Source organism: Tenacibaculum amylolyticum (assembly GCF_964511145.1).
In the GTDB taxonomy this organism is placed as follows: Bacteria; Bacteroidota; Bacteroidia; order Flavobacteriales; family Flavobacteriaceae; genus Polaribacter; species Polaribacter amylolyticum.
The window spans coordinates 223,307-241,674 of the sequence record NZ_CAZEFZ010000076.1 but is presented as its reverse complement, the minus strand read 5'-3'; the positions used below and the strand labels follow the sequence as shown (position 1 = coordinate 241,674).

The window sequence follows — 18,368 nt, the reverse complement described above, 5'->3', positions numbered from 1 at the left end:
ATCTGAATCTACCTGAGCTTTACTTGTGTTTTGCCTGAAAAAATGCCATCAACATAAGCATTAACTGTATACATTCCTCTTTTAATATCATCTCTGTTTACTAAAATTAAAGATACAACACCTAATTGGTTGTTATCGTAGTTAGCAGACATGTTATCGCTAAAGAAAACAGTAGAACCATTTTTTATTTTTTTATTTCCTTTTGATGCTACTACTTTTTTATTTTCATCTAAAATTTGGATAAGAATCTCTTTCTTTCCTGGAGTAGTAACTGGATTTGCTAATAAATCAAATTTAACTCTAAAAGCATCTGTTCTTCTAGATCTTGAAGTACTTGTTAATTTACCGCTGCTTCTTTCTTTCATCGCTTCAGCAATAACGTTATTAACTTTTATAATACCAGCAATATCTACTTTTGCTTTTAGTTTTACTTGCTCTTTTTCTAAGTTTTTGTTTTTTCTAAGCAGCGTTTTATTAGACTTATTATTTTCGTCTAATTGTTGTTTTACTACAATGTTTTCTTGTAATAACTCGAAGTTTTGCTTGTTTAGAGAATCCACTTGTATGAATAACCTTCTGTTCTCTCTTTCAAGCTTTACAATTCTGCGAGAGTATTTTACAATTAAATTGTAATTAGATTTTTTGAGATTTTTGATAGAATCTCTCAGAAGAATAATTTTATTTATCTCTTTAACCAGTCGTTGAGATAAATCTTTATTCTTCACATTAACATTTCTGTAGTCTTCTATGATTTCATCTAATTCCGCCTGAAGTTCTATTTTCTGTTCTGAAAAAGCGTCTTCTAGTTTCTGATAATCGCTATTTAACTTAAACGAATATATAATCAATAGAATGACCAATGCTGCAATTAAATACTTGAAACCGTTTGGCTTCATGGGGATCTTAGTACTCATTATATTACTTATTGGGTGTTGAACTTTAGTGAAATTAATCTAATAACCAATTGGTTATAGAATATTAATTAGGGCTGCCAAGATACAATTAATTGAATTAAATCAAAAAAAACAGCCTTTAAAGATACTATTTATTATAATAGATCAATGCTTTTCGCGATTCGCTTATTTAAAAGAAGTGTTTCCATAAAAGTTTAGTTGTTGAGTTTAAAGTTAGTTGTACAATTTAAAAAAATAAATCATATTTATCGAATATCCTTATACCATTTTGCTAGTAAAAAAGGAGATACTCCCCATTGGAAAAAAATCCTGATGAATACCCATTGTAACCTTGTCTTAATAAAGCCTGCTTTAATATGTCTTCTTGAGGAAACAATAATTTGTGGCTCTCTTATTTTAAAGGTTTTGTATTTTTTACTTAGCCTTTTAGAAAAATCAAAATCTTCCATAATTGGTATTTCTTTGAATCCTCCTAGAGTATGAAACGCATCTTTTAGTACAAAAATTGCATTGTCTCCATAAAAAACACCTTTATCGGATTGTTCTCTTTTATCTAAAAACCTAAGATTTAAAAGGTTTCCAAGGTTTTTAATCTTTTCATTTTGACTATCAAATACATTTGCAAATCCACCTCCAGCATATCCTTGTGTTATAACATCTATTATGGAAGTAAATGTATTGTTGGGGAATTGCATATCGGCATGAACAAAAAATAATACATCGCCTGTTGCAGCTTGTGCGGCAGTGTTCATTTGAACTGCTTTTCCTTTTTGTTTACTAAGAACTATACTAAGGTGGTGTTTTTTAGCTAACTCAACTGTTTGATCGTTGCTACCACCATCTGCTAAGATGTATTCTACTTCACCGTTATAATTTTGTTTTTTAAGTTCTGAAATGATCTGCTCTATCATTAACTCTTCATTGTAAGCTACAATAATGGCAGTTATTTTAGGAAGGTTTTTCATTCTAAGGTTCTTAAGTATCTTGTAAATACCTTTTTTACAATTTCTGTATAGGTAGGATATGCAAATATAGTATCTGCCATTTGTGCTGCAGGAATTTTATTTTTTATAGCTATGGTTAAAATTTGTATCCATTCTCCAGCATAAGCACCAACAGCTTCTGCACCAATTACTTCATTATTTGTGTTGAATAGAACCTTTAAAAATCCTCCAGTACTTCTATCTGTAATAAATCTATCTATGGCTGCATCTACTTTAAAAATAGCAATATTTTCTTTACCATATTTTTCTATTGCTTCTAGCTCTGTTAAACCAACATGTCCTATTTGAGGATTTGTAAAAACAGCCCACGGTAATACACTTAAGTCGTTTTCTTTTGAATTTGGTTGTAAGATATTATCAATTACAATATTGGCTTGATGTGAAGCTGTGTGTGTAAATTTAAAACGTGTTGTTACATCTCCACAAGCAAAAATGTGAGGTGTAGAAGTTTGTAAATATTGATTGGTTACAATTCCTCTAGAGGAATATTCTATTGCTGCGTTTTCTAAATCTAATCCATTTACATTTGGAATTCTACCAGCTGCTAAAAAGAAATAGTCTGCTGTAACTGTTTTAGTTTCTCCGTTTTCTGTATATGCTAACGTATTTGCATCTGTAAATTTTGAAACAGTGGCATTTAATAATAATTCAATTCCATCTTTCTCTAATTCATTAGTTAAATAACCTCCTACTTCAGGATCGGTAACTTTTAAAATACGACTGTTACGTTCCATAATACAAACTTCTGAACCTAATTGAGCTAAAGCTTGTCCTAATTCAACAGAAATAACACCGCCGCCAATGAATACAATTTTACGAGGTAACTCTCTTAATGCCCAAAAGTTTTCATTATGAAGAATTTTTACGTTTTCTATGCCTTCTATAACTGGTAACCTTGGTGAAGAACCTGTACTTATTACAAAGTTTTTAGCCTGTAGTGTTTTTGAACCAATAGCAATCGTATGTTGATCGATGAATTTTGCCCCAGATGAATCTACAAAAACATCAATTCCCATATTTTCAAAAACTTCTGGAGTTTCGTGTTGGTAAATTCCTAGTACAATTGCATCTACTTGCTCCATTATTTTTTTGAAGTCTACTGGAGGCTGTTCTACGGCTATACCAAGTGCATCCATTTTAGATAAATTTTTATAAGATTTAGCTGCATTTAATAAAGCTTTACTGGGTACGCAACCATAATGTGTACATTCACCACCAATTTTATTTTTTTCAATTAAGGCAGTTTTTAATCCTTTTCGTTGGGCAGTTGTAGCAGCAACTAAACCACCAGAACCGGCACCAATCACAATTAAATCATATTCTAACATAAGGGTTATTGATTTTTTATAAAGTTAAGTTTTTAAATAAGACTAAAATAATTGATGAAACTTACAAGAAGGTTTTTGTGTTTGATCTATTGTAAAGTTAAGTTTTTCTTTTTTAGGAGTTTGTCCAACTATAAGGAACTTTTGTCCATTTTTTGAAAAGCTTATATGATAGATCTTTGTAGTGCAATAAAAAGATAGATTATGGATATTCAATTAGATCAAAAAGATTTTCAAACAACGATAGAAAATAAAAGAAATGTACTTATCGATTTTTATGCAGATTGGTGTGGACCGTGTCAAACATTATTACCAACTGTAGAGAAATTAGCAAAAGAGTACGAAGGAGAAGTAACTATAAAAAAGGTAAATGTAGATCAGAACCAACAATTGGCAGCAGCTTTTGGTGTTCGTAGCATTCCTACTTTAGTACAATTAACAGACGGAAAAGAAATTGGACGAATTGTTGGGTTAGTTACAGAAAAAGACTTGAGAAGTAAGCTTGATAAGCAAAAATCTGCATAATAGATTTATTAGTTGATTAAAATCAATCCCTAGAATTCATTTTGCCTTTTAAAAAAAGCTATAGTAGATAAACAGAGTTTATAAATCGATGACTGATATTTTATGATCGACAAAGAAGTACTGTTTTATACTACTTTTACAATAGCAATAATTTTTTAAGGTAAAATGAATTTGATTTTTAATACTATAGAGCAAAAAAATGAGAAGTGGTATAAACGATTTAAGATAGGTTTTCATGTTGTTTATTTTGCTGGATTTATAGCTATTATGTCTTTTGGGTACAACTATTCTTTAGATGATCTTTTTAATAAAAAAGTTTTTGGTAGAGATGTATTTGAAGGTAGCATAATTACATTACTTACATATTTGTTTTACTATTTAATCTATCGTTCAGATAGATTGTTTTTAAGTAAACTAAAATGGGCATTGCTTGGAGTATTCGTTCTAGGTATTATGGCTTATAATAAGGAAGTTGGTGGTAAAACGTTCGTTATTATGTATTCAGATAATTCTGTTTTTAAAGAAGTACCGCCAAATAATATAATCTTTTCAACATTAGAAAACTTAGTGCTTTATATAGGATTAAGTACTATTTTATTTTCCTTTTTATGGCTATTAGATAAACCTTATCTTATTTTTAATACTCGTTTTTGGTCAATGAAAAAGGCCTTAGAAGAAGCAGAAAGTAAATTACTGCGACAACAATTTAATCCTCATTTTTTATACAATGCATTTAACTCGTTGTATAGTATGTCTTTAAAAAACAACCCAAAGACTCCAGATACTATTTTGAAACTTTCAAGAATGATGCGGTTTCTAACAGATGATACAGCAAAAAGTAATATAAAGCTAACTCAAGAGTTTACTTTTATTAAGGAATATATTGAAATTGAAAAGATTCGCTTTGGGGAACAAGCTAACATTCGTTTTGAAGTTACTGGAGATGCATCGACTATTCAAATAGAGCCATTATTATTAATAACACTTGTTGAAAATGCTTTTAAACATGGGTTTTATACTAATGATGCAAAAGCTTTTGTTTTTATAAATGCAACTATAAAAGATAAAGAATTGTCTTTTTCTGTAGAGAACAGTATTCAGAAAAAACAGCATTTTCAGATTAGTGAAAGAGAAGGTACAGGTTTAGAAAACTTAAAAAAGCGGTTAAAATTATTATACCCTAAAACTTCGAGTTTAAAAGTAACTGAGAAAAACGATGTATTTTTAGCTGAACTTAAAATAAACGTATTATAATGATCTCTTATAAAGTTGTTATAATAGACGACGAACCTTTAGCAATAGATGTATTATTACATTATTTGGAGCGATTTCCTGATATAGAAGTCGTAAAAACTTTTGTAAATCCTGTAGGAGCCTTTTCTTTTTTGAGTACAAATACTGTAGATTTAGTTTTTACAGATATTGCAATGCCAGAAATGTCTGGAACAGAATTGGTAAAGTTAACACAAAGCAAAACTAAATTTGTTATGGTTACTTCTTACAGTGAATATGCTATAGAAAGTTTTGAATTAGATGTCATAGATTATTTACTGAAACCAGTTTCTTTTGAAAGATTTACAAAAACTATTGAACGTTTTAAAAGTCAATTAAAATCAAATGTAGAAAAAGTAAAAGAGGAAGCACAATCTTTTTTTATAAAAGAAGGAGACGAATTTGTAAAGGTTAAAGTATCTGATATAGATTATATTGAAGGAATGAAAGATTATGCAAAAATAGTATGTGGTAATAATTATTATTTAGCATTAAAAACATTGAAATCTATAGAAGCCACACTTCTAAATTATAACTTTATGAGAATACATAAATCATATATTGTGCCTTTAGACAAAATACTACAGTACAATAGTAAATGTGTTCTTATTGAACAACACGAAATACCGGTAGGGAGTAATTATAGAGATCGATTAAAAACGTATTTAGAAACAAATAAGTTATAGTTTGAGAGTTCTCTTGAATGAAAAAATAAAAGCCAACCTTTTATAAAGATTGGCTTTGTTGGACACACTTAAAGTTAAAAAGGGGATTATAAAAAGTTTTTAAGAAGTTTTTTCTTCTATTACATTGTACAACTGCATAATTGCTTCTGTATCAAACCAAGGCTCAATTTTCTTGAAAAAATCAACCATATGCGCTGTAGTCATATGATTTTCTTGTGCTTCTTTAGATGTCCATTTTTCAAAAATAAATAACTCACTATCGTTTTTAGTAGAGGTATGTAGTTCATATTCTACACAACCTTCTTCGGCATATACTAAATCGATAATTTCATGAAAGGCATTTATGAAATCTTGTTTGTGTTCTTTAAGTGGAGTCGCTTTTACTGTGAGTATGATCATTTTATTGATTTAAATTATTTTTCTTTTCTATATAGTCTACAATATCATTATAGTTATACCTTTTAGCTAAATCCAAAGGTGTGTCACCTTCATATGTTTTTAAATCTAATCTAGCATCAGCATCTATTAATATTTTTGCAGCTTCTGTATTTCCATGCCAAATTGCATCGTGTAAAGGGGTATATCCATTATTTAAACCTTGATCGTTGATGTATTTCTGCGCATCTTTATGGTTGACTAGCATTTCCATAATTTCTGTATTTCCCATGTATCCAGCTTTATGAAAAGCAATGGCATTCATTAAATATCCTCTTTGTCCAATATCTGCGCCGGCCTCTAATAAAACTTTTGCTACTTCAGGATAATTATTTCTAGAAGCAACTAATAATGGAGAATGTTTATCATTACCATTTCCCGTAATAAAATATTCAGTATTTACATTAATTCCTTGCGTAATTAACTCTTGGATTTTCTCTGCTTTTTGAGAATCACTTAACTTATTATCTACTACAACTTGATATACTTTTTGATCCTCAATCTTATTTTTAAGTTGTTCTTCGTATGCATCAAAAATTGCAGTTAGTGCTTCATATCTAGCATTTTCTTCTGAAGTACGATTTTTATCAAAGCCTCCTATAAAATTTCTTGCTGTTGAACCTCTGTAAGGAGACTTGGCATATACGTTAATATCTGGAGCTTTTAATAAAGCTTTAATGTTTTCTGGTTTGCTATACCAAGCTGCAACCATTAATGGAGTATGACCCGCATGTGGTGTATGGAGATTTACAAATGCGCCATTTTCTAACAAAATTTCAATCATTTTAGGATTGTCACCTTGTGCTGCAATATGCAGAGGAGCATTTCCCATACGTGAATCCAGCTGGTTTACATCGGCACCAGCTTTAATAAGAGTTAATACTTTTATTTCGTCGTTATCAATAATTGCTTGATGCAATTCAGGTAATCCTGTTGGTGTTATTGTCTGTTTTTTATCTTGAGGTTTCACCGTTGTCTCTTTTTTTGAGTTAGCACAGTTATACATAAAAAGTGCTAAGATTACGATTGTTATGGTTTGATAGCTTCTCATAGTTTTATAATAATTTGATTTTTTGTATGATTGATTTACCATTCAATTACTTTTTTATCTCTGAAAAATTTTCCAGTAGGGCCATTATCAGGAAGCATTGCTGCCCAAATAATAGTCTCTGCACCTTTTTCGGGACTTCGGGTTGCTCCCATTCCACCCATGTCTGTTCGAACCCAGCCAGGACAAACTGCATTTACAAAAATGTTTTGACGATATAACTCTGCAGCTAGCTGTATTGTAAGGACATTTAGAGCTGCTTTTGAAATACTATAGCCAGGAGTTCCGCTTCCCATATTATTAATAGCTCCAGCACCACTAGATACGTTTACAATACGTCCATAATGCTGTTTTTTCATTAAAGGAATAAATGCTTGAGCCATACGCCAAGCTCCCATAAAATTTGTATTCATAGTTTCTTCAACTTCTTCTAAATCTGCATTAATGGTATTTTGCCAAGTGTCGTAATTAATTCCAGCGTTATTAATTAGAATGTCTAAATGGCCAAATTCTTTTTGAACAAACGTTTTTATAGCATATACACTATCTGCATTAGAAACATCTAAAACATGAAAGTGCACATCGCCATATTTTTCTAATTTGCTCTTGGCTTTTAACCCATCTATCTCTTTTCTTGCTGTAGCTATAACAGCGTAGCCTTTTTGAAGTAGTCCTTTAGCAATGGCAAAACCAATACCTCTATTAGAACCTGTAACTAATGCTATTTGTTGTTTCATGATGTTTTATTTTAGCAGAACTTTAAATTTTATGATTAGACTTCCTTTACGAGATATTCATGAATTTTAATAGAATCATCAGCAGTGATTTCTATTTTCCAATTCTCTTTTACATTGAGTTGAATGCTCTCATTTTGGTATGTTTCGGCCTTCAGTTTTACAGCTAAATCAACATCAAAATGCCCATTGTTCTCTGAGACATGTATCGACTCTATTCGATGTTCGTTGTTGGGCTTAATTGTCTTTTTAATTTCAGAATACCATTCACTGAACCCTTCGTTTCCAATAAACAAACCTTCTGGAAAATGTAGTTTTGTACTGCTTGTAATATGCTTATTAAAATAATTATCTTCAGCTAAAATATCGAAGTTTTGAAACCACTCTATTGCAAAATTTTTGATTCTTTTTTCTGGAGTTACGTTTTGTAATCCTGATAAAACATTTGTTAATTTTTGAACTTGTTTATCAGCTCTCTGTTCAACAATTTCTTTAGAGTTATATACTCCTGGAATATACACCATACCATGTTCGTATATTGGAGGTAAGAAATTCATTTGAGCTAAATATGCTGTTTGTTCCAATGGTTTAGTAAATTGCTCAATAGTAAAATGGTTGTAACCTAGTGGAGTATAAGATTCGTTTGGTCCGCCTACGGTAATACTCAACTGGAAGTTTTTTCCTTTTAATTTATCACCTTCAGAACCATAAGCAAAATTGTATGCGAATACTTCATCAAACCATAGCTTTAAAATCGCTGGCATGTTATACCAGTAAAAAGGATATTGAAAAATAATAGTATCTGCATTTAATAGCACTTCTTGTTCTGCGGCTACATTTATTTTGTAATCAGGATAAAGTTCAAAAATATTTCTGATGTCTAAGTTTTCGAATTTTTGAGATAATTGCTCAGAAATTCTCTTGTTAGCTACCGATCCTTCTAAATTTGGATGTGCTAAAATCATTACTGTTTTCATTTTTAAATTATTAGTTGTACATACAAGTTTTTTTAAAAAATAGAATTTATTTTTCAATGAATTCTATTCTTCTTGTTTTAAGATTTCATTTGCTTTATGAATATCTGCAGTTAATTTTACGGCAAAATCTTCACCTAAAACATTACAATATTCTTTAAACAAAATAGATAAAGCTTCGTTAATTTTTTCTTTTAAATGAATACCATTTGGAGTAGGGTAAACATATACATTTCTTCCTTCTTGTTTACGTTCTACATAACCCATAGCTAATAATTTATCTATAGATCTAGTCATTGTAGATGCTTTTACATTCATTTTATTACTTAACTCATTATGACTTAATCCAGGTTCTTCTATTAATAATAGCATTAAATGAGCATAAGCAGGAGCCAGCCCTGTAATTCTAAAAGCATTGTCAGTCATAGCATTCATGTATCTGGATAATGAATTAGCAGTAAAGTAAAGGCAGCACTCATGATATGTACTATTAGATTCACTCATATAAAATTATTTTAGTACAAAGATATAAAATTAGTTGTACATACAAATATTTTTTTGAGTAAATGAATTTAAAAAGCTAGTATTTTAATACTTTTTTAAAATAAATAGCATAGTAAAAAACAAATTATTGTTGTATTTTAAAAGGGAAATCAATTCTTTAAAATGCCTTACTTATGAAAAAAATCACATTTATACTTCTTTTAATTTCTTGTCAGTTAATAGCCCAAAGAACTACTATTGAAGGAGTAATATCAGACAGAATTGGTATTGTTGCCAATGCACACGTAATAAATGAAACTTCAAAGGAGGGAACCTTTTCAGACGATAAAGGACAGTTTTTTATAGATGCCAAACTAGGGGATATTTTACAGGTGACTTCTATTCAGCATTATACTAAAAAAATGAAGGTATCTAGTATTTCTATGAAAAGGAAAAAAATAAATATTCTGTTAGTTTTAGAGCAACACATTCTTGAGGAGATCGAAGTTAAAAAGACACAATTACAACAAGTATTAACTACTGATATTAAAAAAACACCTGTAAACCAAGGAGTAGAAAAGTCTAAGAAAGCTGCAAATTTTACTATGGTTGATGCCGATAAAAGAGTGATTTTACAGCAAGAAGGAGGAGAAGATATAGCAACCATTGTAGAACGTAATACTGATCCGATCTTAGCATTTGAAGGTGTTAGTTTGTTGCGTTTTTCAATATTTACTTCTAATGAGGAAAAAAGATTAGGACAAAGATTGAAAAAAGAAGTGTTTAGAGATCATCTGCCAGAAAGGATAATTGCTATTGTAGGAAAACATAATTTAATTCATGAATTAAAAATACCAGAAGACCAATTGTTTAAGTTTTTAGACTATTGTATTGATGAAGAAATAGTAAGAGATGTGCAAAGAGAAGAAAACTTAAAGGTTATTCAAAAGATAAAAAGGAAAGGACCACTATTTTTAAAAGAATTTAAGATATAGTTTGACGTTTAATATAAGTAGAACTATAAGAATACATTAAATATAATTGACCATAAAAAAAGCCTTACAAAATCTGATGATTTGTAAGGCTTATATTTTTGGATTTTACTCCTTGTGACCTCGGCAGGATTCAAACCTGCAACCTCTTGAGCCGTAATCAAGTGCACTATTCAGTTATGCTACGAGGCCGTTTTTGCGGATGCAAATATAGTTTATTTTTTTAAATAGAAAAACTATTTCGAAATTTCTTTTTCAAAATTTTGAATAGCTTCTTTTGCTTTATCAAAATCTGATGGATTAATAAATAAATCTACAGATTGTCCTAAAGTACCAAAACCTGCTAATCTGCCAGATTCTTTATTATCTTTAATCATAGATGCAACACCTAACTCATCTAGCATGTAAGCTAATCTATTCACTAAAATAGATGTTCCTGAAAACACTTTCATAAAATCACTCATAATTCATTTTTTTATTAATCTAAAGAATTCATTGTTATAAAAGCCCTCCAGCCAATTATTGCTAACTGTAACTTTGAGGCTTTGGAAATATCTAACTGCCTTTTGGTAAAGGAAGGTAGTAGAGCTTTGTTAAGTTTAGCTAGTATTTTAAATAGTTGTTTTTTCATTACTATTTTGATGTTTAATCAAATATAACGAAAAAGTGTTAAAAAAGTGATGAGTTCCCCGCTCATCACTTGTATTGTTTTTCTCTTTTACATAGTTTAATTGTTTATTTCATAGCAAGTTTTCATAGCAAAATCTCCCACTTGTATATATTCTTCTTCTTTTGTTGATATAATTTTCCCCGTTTTAATTTTTTCATTTTTCTTTTAAAGCATATGTCTAATTCCGGTTGTAAATATTCTGCTTAGAATAGTAAGCTAATAAAAATTGATACTTGTTCGATAAGAGTAGCAACTAGTTTTATAAGTATTACGATCATTTTTTTAATTGTTTTTTTTGGGTTAGTAATTAGTTTATTTCCGGAATTGTTTTTCGAATATATATTGAAAGAAATACTTGCACCAAATTTTTGAAACAGTTTTAATTTATTTGAATTTACATATGAAGTTTAAAAAGTGTTTTTAGTTATAAATTGAAACTTTGTGTTCTTTGTTTGTGTTTTTATTTGTAATACTATTGTTTTATTATGATGTAAAACTATAATGAAATAAAGGGAGGATTTGAGCTGTTTTTCAAAAGCAAAGGAAAAATGGTTGTTGAAAAGCCTATTTTTTGACCATTTGATTTTTTCAACTCTTAAAAAAGAGTTAAATCAGTTTTGTTTTTAAACCTGTTTTTTGAAGTATTCAATGAGGAAAAAGAAATATGATTTTAAGTTTTTTTTACATAGCAAAATTTCAATTTAAATTAAAAAGACACATATTAAATTATGTGTCTTTTTAATAAAGCTAAAATCGAATATTATTTTACTTAAAGTGCTTCAATAGTAATTTCATTAAGTCTAAGAGTATACGAATCGATAATAATCTTTTTGGTGGCAGTAGGTATTTCGGTATTCATTTCCTGATATGGATCACATATACATGATACAACAGCTATATTGTCTACTTTTTTAATCACATTATCATTTGTGTCTAGAAAAGAAACTTCAGTATCACTCGCACCGTTTTTGAATTTAAAAGCTATTTTGTGTTGACTAATATTAAATTGATTTAAATCGATAAGTAAGCCATTATAACTATATACTGTAATCCCTGAAAAATCCGAGCTAGAAGTATGCCTAATATTTTCATCATGAGCATCAGCTGTATTTTTTTCAAAAGAAGATATTTTAATATTGTTTTTTTCTTCGCTTTTATAATATTCACCGCTAGGAGTACCATTGTCAAAATTGAAAATTACTTTTTGATTGGCGGTATTAAGTAAATTTTTATCGTTTTTTGAACAAGAAGTAATTACTAAAATTAAGGTTAGTAATGCAATACAATTTTTTGTTTGTTGTAGGAAATTCTTCATTTTATCTATTTTAATTTATAATTCTACTTAGCGTAGTTTGTTCCTTGAGTGTATTACAACTTAGATGAAAAATACCCTACGGTTTTTGAAATAATAAAAATTGTAAGGACATGAGAAAAGACAGAATTGTTGCAGCATTTAATTCCTATATTCGTGAAAAATTAAATTTATGAGTATAGCGTACGTTATCTTAGGGTTGCTATTGTTGGTTTTGGGAGGAGAGTTTTTAGTGCGGTCTTCTGTAGGGTTATCTTTTAAGCTAAATATTTCTAAAATGGTTATTGGAATGACTGTTGTTTCTTTTGCAACTTCAGCTCCAGAACTATTGGTGAGTTTACAAGCTGCTTTAGACGGTTCACCAGCAATTGCTATAAATAACGTAATAGGATCTAATATTGCTAATATTGGCTTGGTGTTAGGTATTACCGCAATAATTGGTCCCATAGCTGTTAGTAAAGATTTTTATAAGCTAAATTGGCCTGTGATGATGTTTTTTTCGCTATTGATTTATTTCTTCCTAAAAAATGATAGTGCGTTAACACAAACAGAAGGAGCGATTTTGTTTTTAGGGTTAGTTGTATTCCTTGTAGTATTAATAAGATCTGCTAAAGGAGAAGAGGTAGACGACGAAGTAGACGATAAATTAGCGACTGTAGGTTATGGAAAAATTACTATATGGTTACTAATTGGTGGCGCTGCATTATACTTTGGTTCTGAATTGTTAGTAGAAGGGGCAAAATCTTTAGCGAAAAGTGTTGGAGTAAGTGAAGGAGTTATTTCAATTACGATGATTGCTATAGGTACAAGTGTACCAGAGTTAGCAGCTTCAGTAATAGCGGCTGTAAAAGGAGAAAAAGCAATATCATTAGGAAACTTAATAGGATCTAATATTTTTAACATTGCTTCTGTACTTGGATTAACTGCTATGATTAAAAAGATCCCTGTAACTGAACCTCAGATTTTAACAAAAGATATTTTTTGGATGCTAGCATTTGCATTTGCAATTTTGCCGTTGGTATTTATACCTAAGAAATTTGTTTTAGGAAGAATTAAAGGAGTTCTGTTGTTCGTGGCATATAGCATTTTTATTTATTTAGCGTTCGTATAAAAACATAAAAAGCTCATCGTTAGATGAGCTTTTTGAACAATGTATAAAATTTCAAGACCCTTTTTAGATCTTCGCACTTTTTACGGTCTCAATAATTCTTCCTGCTACTTTATATGGATCAGCGTTAGATGCTGGACGGCGATCTTCTAACCATCCTTTCCATCCTTTTTCTACAGTAATAATTGGAATACGAATAGAAGCACCTCTGTCTGAGATACCATAACTAAAATCGTTAATAGAAGCAGTTTCGTGTAAACCTGTTAAACGTTGATCGTTATATTCTCCGTATACAGCAATATGTTCTTTAGTTACAGGTCTAAAAGCTTCACATACTTTTTCGTAAGTTTCTTTATCTCCACAAGTTCTCAATAAAGTATTAGAGAAATTTGCGTGCATACCAGAACCATTCCAGTCTCCTTTTACTGGTTTTGGGTGATATTCAATATAATATCCATATTTTTCAGTCAAGCGATCTAATAAATAACGAGCAACCCAAATTTCATCTCCAGCTTTTTTAGCTCCTTTAGCAAATAATTGGAATTCCCATTGACCAGAGGCAACTTCTTGATTAATACCTTCAAAAGTTAAACCAGCCGCAATACAAAGATCTGCGTGCTCTTCTACAAAATCTCTACCATGAGTATTTTTACCACCAACAGAACAATAATACATTCCTTGAGGTCCCGGATAACCACCAATAGGGAACCCTAAAGGTAATTGTGTATGTGTATCCATAATAAAATACTCTTGCTCAAATCCAAACCAGAAGTCATTATCATCATCATCAATTTTAGCACGTGCATTTGTTGGATGTGGTGTACCATCTGCGTTTAAAACTTCTGTCATAACTAAAAAACCATTCTCTCTAGCAGGGTCTGGGTAAATAGCTACAGGTTTTAATAAACAATCAGAATCTCCACCTTCGGCTTGACGAGTTGAAGAACCATCAAAAGACCAAATAGGACAGTCTTCTAATTTTCCACTAAAGTCTTCTACAACCTTAGTCTTACTACGCATGTTTTGAGTTGGAGCGTAACCATCTAACCAAATGTACTCTAATTTAAATCTAGCCATGATATTCTTTTTAAGTATAATTATTGAGTTTTGCTGCACAAAAATGATTATTTTTTTATTTACCCCCAAATTTTTAGGGGTTAAATGTTTGTTTTTTAAATATTAAATTTATTTACCCCTATTTTTTTAGGGTATTAATATTATTTTTGTTTAAAATTTTGAATATGGCAACAATTAGATTTAATGCTTTACAAGAAACATTGAACAGACAAACAATATATGTAGAAGAAAAAATGAAACGCTCAGAATTATTTGCTAATCATGTGTTTAGTGAAAAAGCTATGTTGCAACATATGAGTAGGGAAGCTTACACAAGTGTAAAAGATGCAATTGAGTTTGGAACTAAAATAGACAGAAGTATCGCAGATCAGATTGCGGTAAGTATGAAAGATTGGGCTTTATCTAAAGGAGCTACACATTATACACATTGGTTTCAGCCATTAACAGGAGCAACAGCAGAAAAACACGATGCATTTTTTGAAACCTTGCCAGGAGGAGGTGCTATGGAACGATTTGATGGTGGTCAATTAGTGCAGCAAGAACCAGATGCCTCTTCTTTTCCACATGGAGGTATTAGAAATACTTTTGAGGCGAGAGGTTATACAGCTTGGGATCCTACATCTCCAGCCTTTATTTACGGAACAACGTTATGCATACCTACTGTTTTTGTTGCATATACTGGAGAAGCATTAGATAATAAAGCACCATTATTACGAGCACTACAAGCCATAGATGAATCTGCAACAGCAGTTTGTAAATATTTTGATAAGAATGTTGCGAAAGTAACAGCTACCTTAGGTTGGGAGCAAGAGTACTTTTTAGTCGATAGAGCATTAGCAGCATCCAGACCTGATATTATGACTACAGGAAGAACATTATTAGGACACTCTTCTGCAAAAGGACAGCAATTAGATGATCATTATTTTGGTTCTATACCTACTCGAATAATGAATTTTATGAGAGACTTAGAGCAAGAATCAATGTTGTTAGGAATTCCATTAAAAACAAGACATAACGAAGTAGCACCTAATCAGTTTGAAGTAGCACCGATTTTTGAAGAGGCAAATTTAGCAGTAGATCACAACTCTTTATTAATGGATGTTATGGAAAAAGTTTCACAACGTCATAACTTTAAAGTGTTGTTTCATGAAAAGCCTTTTAAAGGAATTAACGGATCAGGAAAACACAATAATTGGAGTTTAAGTACGAATACTGGAGTTAATTTATTAAGTCCAGGTAAAACACCAATGAAAAATCTGCAATTTTTAACCTTTTTTGTAAATACAATTAAAGCAGTACATGATTACGAAGAACTTATTAGAGCTTCTATTGCGAGTGCAGGAAATGATTATAGGTTAGGAGCAAATGAAGCACCACCAGCAATTATTTCAGTATTTATTGGTTCTCAATTATCTGCTGTTTTAGATGAATTAGAAAATGTAACTAAAGGAAAATTATCTCCTCAGGAAAAAACAGATTTAAAGTTAAATATCGTAGGTAAGATTCCTGAAATCTTATTAGACAATACAGATCGTAACAGAACTTCACCTTTTGCATTTACAGGAAATAAGTTTGAATTAAGAGCTGTAGGTTCTTGGTCTAACTGTGCAGGACCTATGACTGTTTTAAATACTATTATAGCGAAACAGCTAAAAGATTTTAAAAAGGAGGTTGATAAATTAATAGATACAAAAAGTCTTAAAAAAGATGAAGCAGTGTTTAATGTATTAAGAGAATATATTAAAGCATCTAAAAATATTCGATTTGAAGGAGATGGTTATGGTGAGGCATGGGAAAAAGAAGCAAAAAAGAGAGGTTTAAGTAATTATAAAACAACTCCAGAAGCGTTAAAAGCTAAAATAGCTAAGGAAAATATTGCTCTTTTTGAAGAAATGAATGTAATGAACCAGACAGAAGTAGTGGCAAGACATGAAATTGAATTGGAAGAGTATGCGAAAAGAGTTCAAATAGAAAGTAGAGTTTTAGGAGATATTTCTCGTAACCATGTAATTCCTACAGTGATTCAATATCAGAATACATTAATTGAAAATGTAAAAGGGTTAAAAGAAATATTTGGATCAGATTTTGAGAAATATGCATCAGAACAAATAGAACTGATTAAAAGAATATCTAATCATATGGCAGAAATCAATGCAATGATTGAGAAAATGACTGAAGAAAGAAAAAAAGCAAACAAATTAAAAGGACAAAAGAATGCAGATGCATATTGTTATAAAGTGAAACCTTTTTTTGAAGATATTCGTTATCATGTAGATAAATTAGAACTGTTAGTAGATGATAATTTATGGCCATTAACAAAGTATAGAGAATTACTTTTTGTCAGATGATTTATTAAGAATTTTGTCGTTATATAAGATAAATTATTAGAAAAAAACAGGGGGATTTTCCTGTTTTTTTTATTTTAAATCATTGGAAAGCCCCAGTGTTTTCGCTGTTTTTTAATTTTTTGGGATAGAAAAAAGAGAAAAATGAAAAAGGAAAGAAAAAAAATACTAACTTTATCATGTTTAAATATTTAAACTGTTACGTTACAGTCTTTTAATGACTGATGTAGTGGAGAGTTTTATTTTTAAATAAATAAAACTATTACGCTACCCCCACAATTTACACTACCCCTATTTTTTAGCAATACCCTCTTAATTTAGCATGCAAAAAGCTGTGCTTTATGCACTATGCGTGTCTCTAATTAGGAATCATTTGCTTTATAATCAAACTTTTAAATTTTTAATCATGAAAAAACTATTATTAGTAGTATTGTCATTAACTACAATGGCAACATTCGGACAATTAAATAAACAAACTTCTGTGGGTAAAGATGGGGCAATAGGAAAAAAATACGGAACTCCTATTCATGCTAAAATGAGAACTAACGCTGAGCGTCCAGTATGTGCTGATTGCGAGGTAGATCAAATAGAAAGACCAGATGGGTTTATTACTGAAGGTAAGAATAAAGTTGATATTCAACAAGTAGGAGATAGTAACGAAGCAAAAGGTACTCAAGTAGGAAATAGCAATATGTCTTTAATAAGACAAGACAATTCTAATTTCATTCCTGGAGGAGTGGGTAACTTAGCTTCTACAGATCAAACAGGATATGGAAATGGGGCCGATATCAAACAGTTTGGTAACGATAATAAAGCAAGAATTTGGCAAAGTGGTAATGATAACTACGCTAAGCAAGATGTTGGAGATGATGGAGCAAAGCAAGCTGAAGGTAATTTAACATATGCTGCTCAATCTGGTAACGGAAACTCATCGTACCAAAAACAACGTTACGATAATAATGAGGCTTCAGCATACCAAGTTGGAAATAACAATACAATTAGACAAGACCAATCAAGCGGACCTAATGGTTCTAGTGGTAGTGTAGCTTTTGCTAATCAAGTAGGAGATGAAAATGCTGCACAACAAAATCAGGTAGGTAGCCATAACTATGCTTCTGTTTACCAAACAGGTAATGGTAACGTTTCTGTAGAAACACAAACTACTACTACAGATGATCCAAGTATTTGTAATATTTCTACAGTAAATCAGGTAGGAAACGATAATAAATCATGTGTTACACAAAACTCTATGATGGGGAATAACTGTAGTTTAGTAAATCAGTTAGGTGATGGAAACTCTTCTGTAGTTAGTCAAACTGCATATCAAGGAGCAAACAATGCTTCATGTGTGTTACAGCAAGGAAACATGAATAAAGCTCAAGTTACTCAAACAGGTAATGTAGGTGGGCAGTAGAAAACAGATAAAGAAGTGGGGAAGAGCTTATCTCTTCTCACTTCTTTGTT

At 30.6% G+C, this 18,368-nt stretch carries 19 protein-coding genes and 1 tRNA gene; 7 read left to right on the top strand and 13 right to left on the bottom strand.

What is annotated here, in order from left to right:
- Positions 1–8 precede the first annotated feature (8 nt).
- The 3 genes from ACKTTC_RS19030 to ACKTTC_RS19020 form a co-directional block, all read right to left on the bottom strand.
- The gene (locus ACKTTC_RS19030) at positions 9–914 is read right to left on the bottom strand and encodes a hypothetical protein (RefSeq protein WP_408041454.1); all 906 of its coding nucleotides are present in this window, start codon (positions 912–914) and stop codon (positions 9–11) included.
- 245 nt (positions 915–1,159) lie between these two features.
- On the bottom strand, positions 1,160–1,879 hold the full coding sequence (locus ACKTTC_RS19025; RefSeq protein WP_408041453.1) for a glycosyltransferase: 720 nt from the start codon (positions 1,877–1,879) through the stop codon (positions 1,160–1,162).
- Positions 1,876–3,246 (bottom strand): dihydrolipoyl dehydrogenase family protein, encoded by a 1,371-nt coding sequence (locus ACKTTC_RS19020; protein WP_408041452.1) that lies wholly within the window; start codon positions 3,244–3,246, stop codon positions 1,876–1,878. The genes ACKTTC_RS19025 and ACKTTC_RS19020 overlap by 4 nt, the downstream gene beginning before the upstream one ends.
- A gap of 201 nt (positions 3,247–3,447) precedes the next feature.
- Between ACKTTC_RS19020 and trxA the strand changes: the two genes are divergently transcribed.
- The 3 genes from trxA (at position 3,448) to ACKTTC_RS19005 (ending at position 5,726) form a co-directional block, all read left to right on the top strand.
- Positions 3,448–3,768: a thioredoxin gene (trxA, locus tag ACKTTC_RS19015; protein WP_408041451.1), complete on the top strand. Its 321-nt coding sequence runs from the start codon at positions 3,448–3,450 to the stop codon at positions 3,766–3,768.
- 165 nt (positions 3,769–3,933) lie between these two features.
- Complete coding sequence (locus tag ACKTTC_RS19010) at positions 3,934–5,022, top strand: sensor histidine kinase (protein WP_408041450.1); 1,089 nt, start codon at positions 3,934–3,936, stop codon at positions 5,020–5,022.
- Entirely contained in the window at positions 5,022–5,726 is a 705-nt protein-coding gene (locus ACKTTC_RS19005) for a LytR/AlgR family response regulator transcription factor (RefSeq protein ID WP_408041449.1), read from the top strand. The genes ACKTTC_RS19010 and ACKTTC_RS19005 overlap by 1 nt, the downstream gene beginning before the upstream one ends.
- 99 nt (positions 5,727–5,825) lie before the next feature.
- Here the strand turns inward: ACKTTC_RS19005 and ACKTTC_RS19000 are convergent, their stop codons facing one another.
- From ACKTTC_RS19000 to ACKTTC_RS18980, 5 genes are all read right to left on the bottom strand, one after another.
- Entirely contained in the window at positions 5,826–6,125 is a 300-nt protein-coding gene (locus ACKTTC_RS19000; RefSeq protein ID WP_408041448.1) for a putative quinol monooxygenase, read from the bottom strand.
- Position 6,126: 1 nt separating this feature from the next.
- Positions 6,127–7,212, bottom strand: coding sequence for an ankyrin repeat domain-containing protein (locus tag ACKTTC_RS18995; RefSeq protein WP_408041447.1), 1,086 nt, complete (start codon positions 7,210–7,212; stop codon positions 6,127–6,129).
- A 35-nt stretch (positions 7,213–7,247) separates the two neighbouring features.
- The gene (locus ACKTTC_RS18990) at positions 7,248–7,946 is read right to left on the bottom strand and encodes an SDR family oxidoreductase (protein ID WP_408041446.1); all 699 of its coding nucleotides are present in this window, start codon (positions 7,944–7,946) and stop codon (positions 7,248–7,250) included.
- A gap of 35 nt (positions 7,947–7,981) precedes the next feature.
- Positions 7,982–8,920, bottom strand: a complete 939-nt coding sequence (locus ACKTTC_RS18985; RefSeq protein ID WP_408041445.1) for an NAD(P)H-dependent oxidoreductase — start codon at positions 8,918–8,920, stop codon at positions 7,982–7,984.
- A gap of 63 nt (positions 8,921–8,983) precedes the next feature.
- Complete coding sequence (locus ACKTTC_RS18980) at positions 8,984–9,421, bottom strand: MarR family winged helix-turn-helix transcriptional regulator (protein ID WP_408041444.1); 438 nt, start codon at positions 9,419–9,421, stop codon at positions 8,984–8,986.
- A gap of 173 nt (positions 9,422–9,594) precedes the next feature.
- On the opposite strand from ACKTTC_RS18980, the gene ACKTTC_RS18975 reads away from it, so the two are divergent.
- Positions 9,595–10,395, top strand: a complete 801-nt coding sequence (locus ACKTTC_RS18975) for a hypothetical protein (protein ID WP_408041443.1) — start codon at positions 9,595–9,597, stop codon at positions 10,393–10,395.
- Positions 10,396–10,510: 115 nt separating this feature from the next.
- On the opposite strand, the gene ACKTTC_RS18970 is transcribed toward ACKTTC_RS18975, so the two are convergent.
- From ACKTTC_RS18970 to ACKTTC_RS18955, 4 genes are all read right to left on the bottom strand, one after another.
- Positions 10,511–10,584 (bottom strand) — tRNA-Arg (locus tag ACKTTC_RS18970).
- A 44-nt stretch (positions 10,585–10,628) separates the two neighbouring features.
- Complete coding sequence (locus ACKTTC_RS18965; RefSeq protein WP_408041442.1) at positions 10,629–10,856, bottom strand: putative signal transducing protein; 228 nt, start codon at positions 10,854–10,856, stop codon at positions 10,629–10,631.
- Positions 10,857–10,870: 14 nt separating this feature from the next.
- Positions 10,871–11,023, bottom strand: coding sequence for an SsrA-binding protein (locus ACKTTC_RS18960; protein ID WP_408041441.1), 153 nt, complete (start codon positions 11,021–11,023; stop codon positions 10,871–10,873).
- A gap of 808 nt (positions 11,024–11,831) precedes the next feature.
- Complete coding sequence (locus tag ACKTTC_RS18955) at positions 11,832–12,377, bottom strand: hypothetical protein (protein ID WP_408041440.1); 546 nt, start codon at positions 12,375–12,377, stop codon at positions 11,832–11,834.
- A 169-nt stretch (positions 12,378–12,546) separates the two neighbouring features.
- Between ACKTTC_RS18955 and ACKTTC_RS18950 the strand changes: the two genes are divergently transcribed.
- On the top strand, positions 12,547–13,485 hold the full coding sequence (locus ACKTTC_RS18950) for a calcium/sodium antiporter (protein ID WP_408041439.1): 939 nt from the start codon (positions 12,547–12,549) through the stop codon (positions 13,483–13,485).
- 63 nt (positions 13,486–13,548) lie between these two features.
- Here ACKTTC_RS18950 and ACKTTC_RS18945 read toward each other — a convergent pair whose 3' ends face one another.
- Entirely contained in the window at positions 13,549–14,559 is a 1,011-nt protein-coding gene (locus ACKTTC_RS18945; RefSeq protein WP_408041438.1) for a glutamine synthetase beta-grasp domain-containing protein, read from the bottom strand.
- Between the two features lie 164 nt (positions 14,560–14,723).
- Between ACKTTC_RS18945 and ACKTTC_RS18940 the strand changes: the two genes are divergently transcribed.
- Together ACKTTC_RS18940 and ACKTTC_RS18935 are read left to right on the top strand one after the other, a co-directional pair.
- Positions 14,724–16,907 carry a glutamine synthetase III family protein gene (locus tag ACKTTC_RS18940; RefSeq protein WP_408041437.1) on the top strand — a complete coding sequence of 728 codons (2,184 nt, stop codon included), beginning with the start codon at positions 14,724–14,726 and terminating at the stop codon, positions 16,905–16,907.
- A 403-nt stretch (positions 16,908–17,310) separates the two neighbouring features.
- On the top strand, positions 17,311–18,318 hold the full coding sequence (locus tag ACKTTC_RS18935; protein ID WP_408041436.1) for a hypothetical protein: 1,008 nt from the start codon (positions 17,311–17,313) through the stop codon (positions 18,316–18,318).
- Positions 18,319–18,368: the final 50 nt, after the last annotated feature.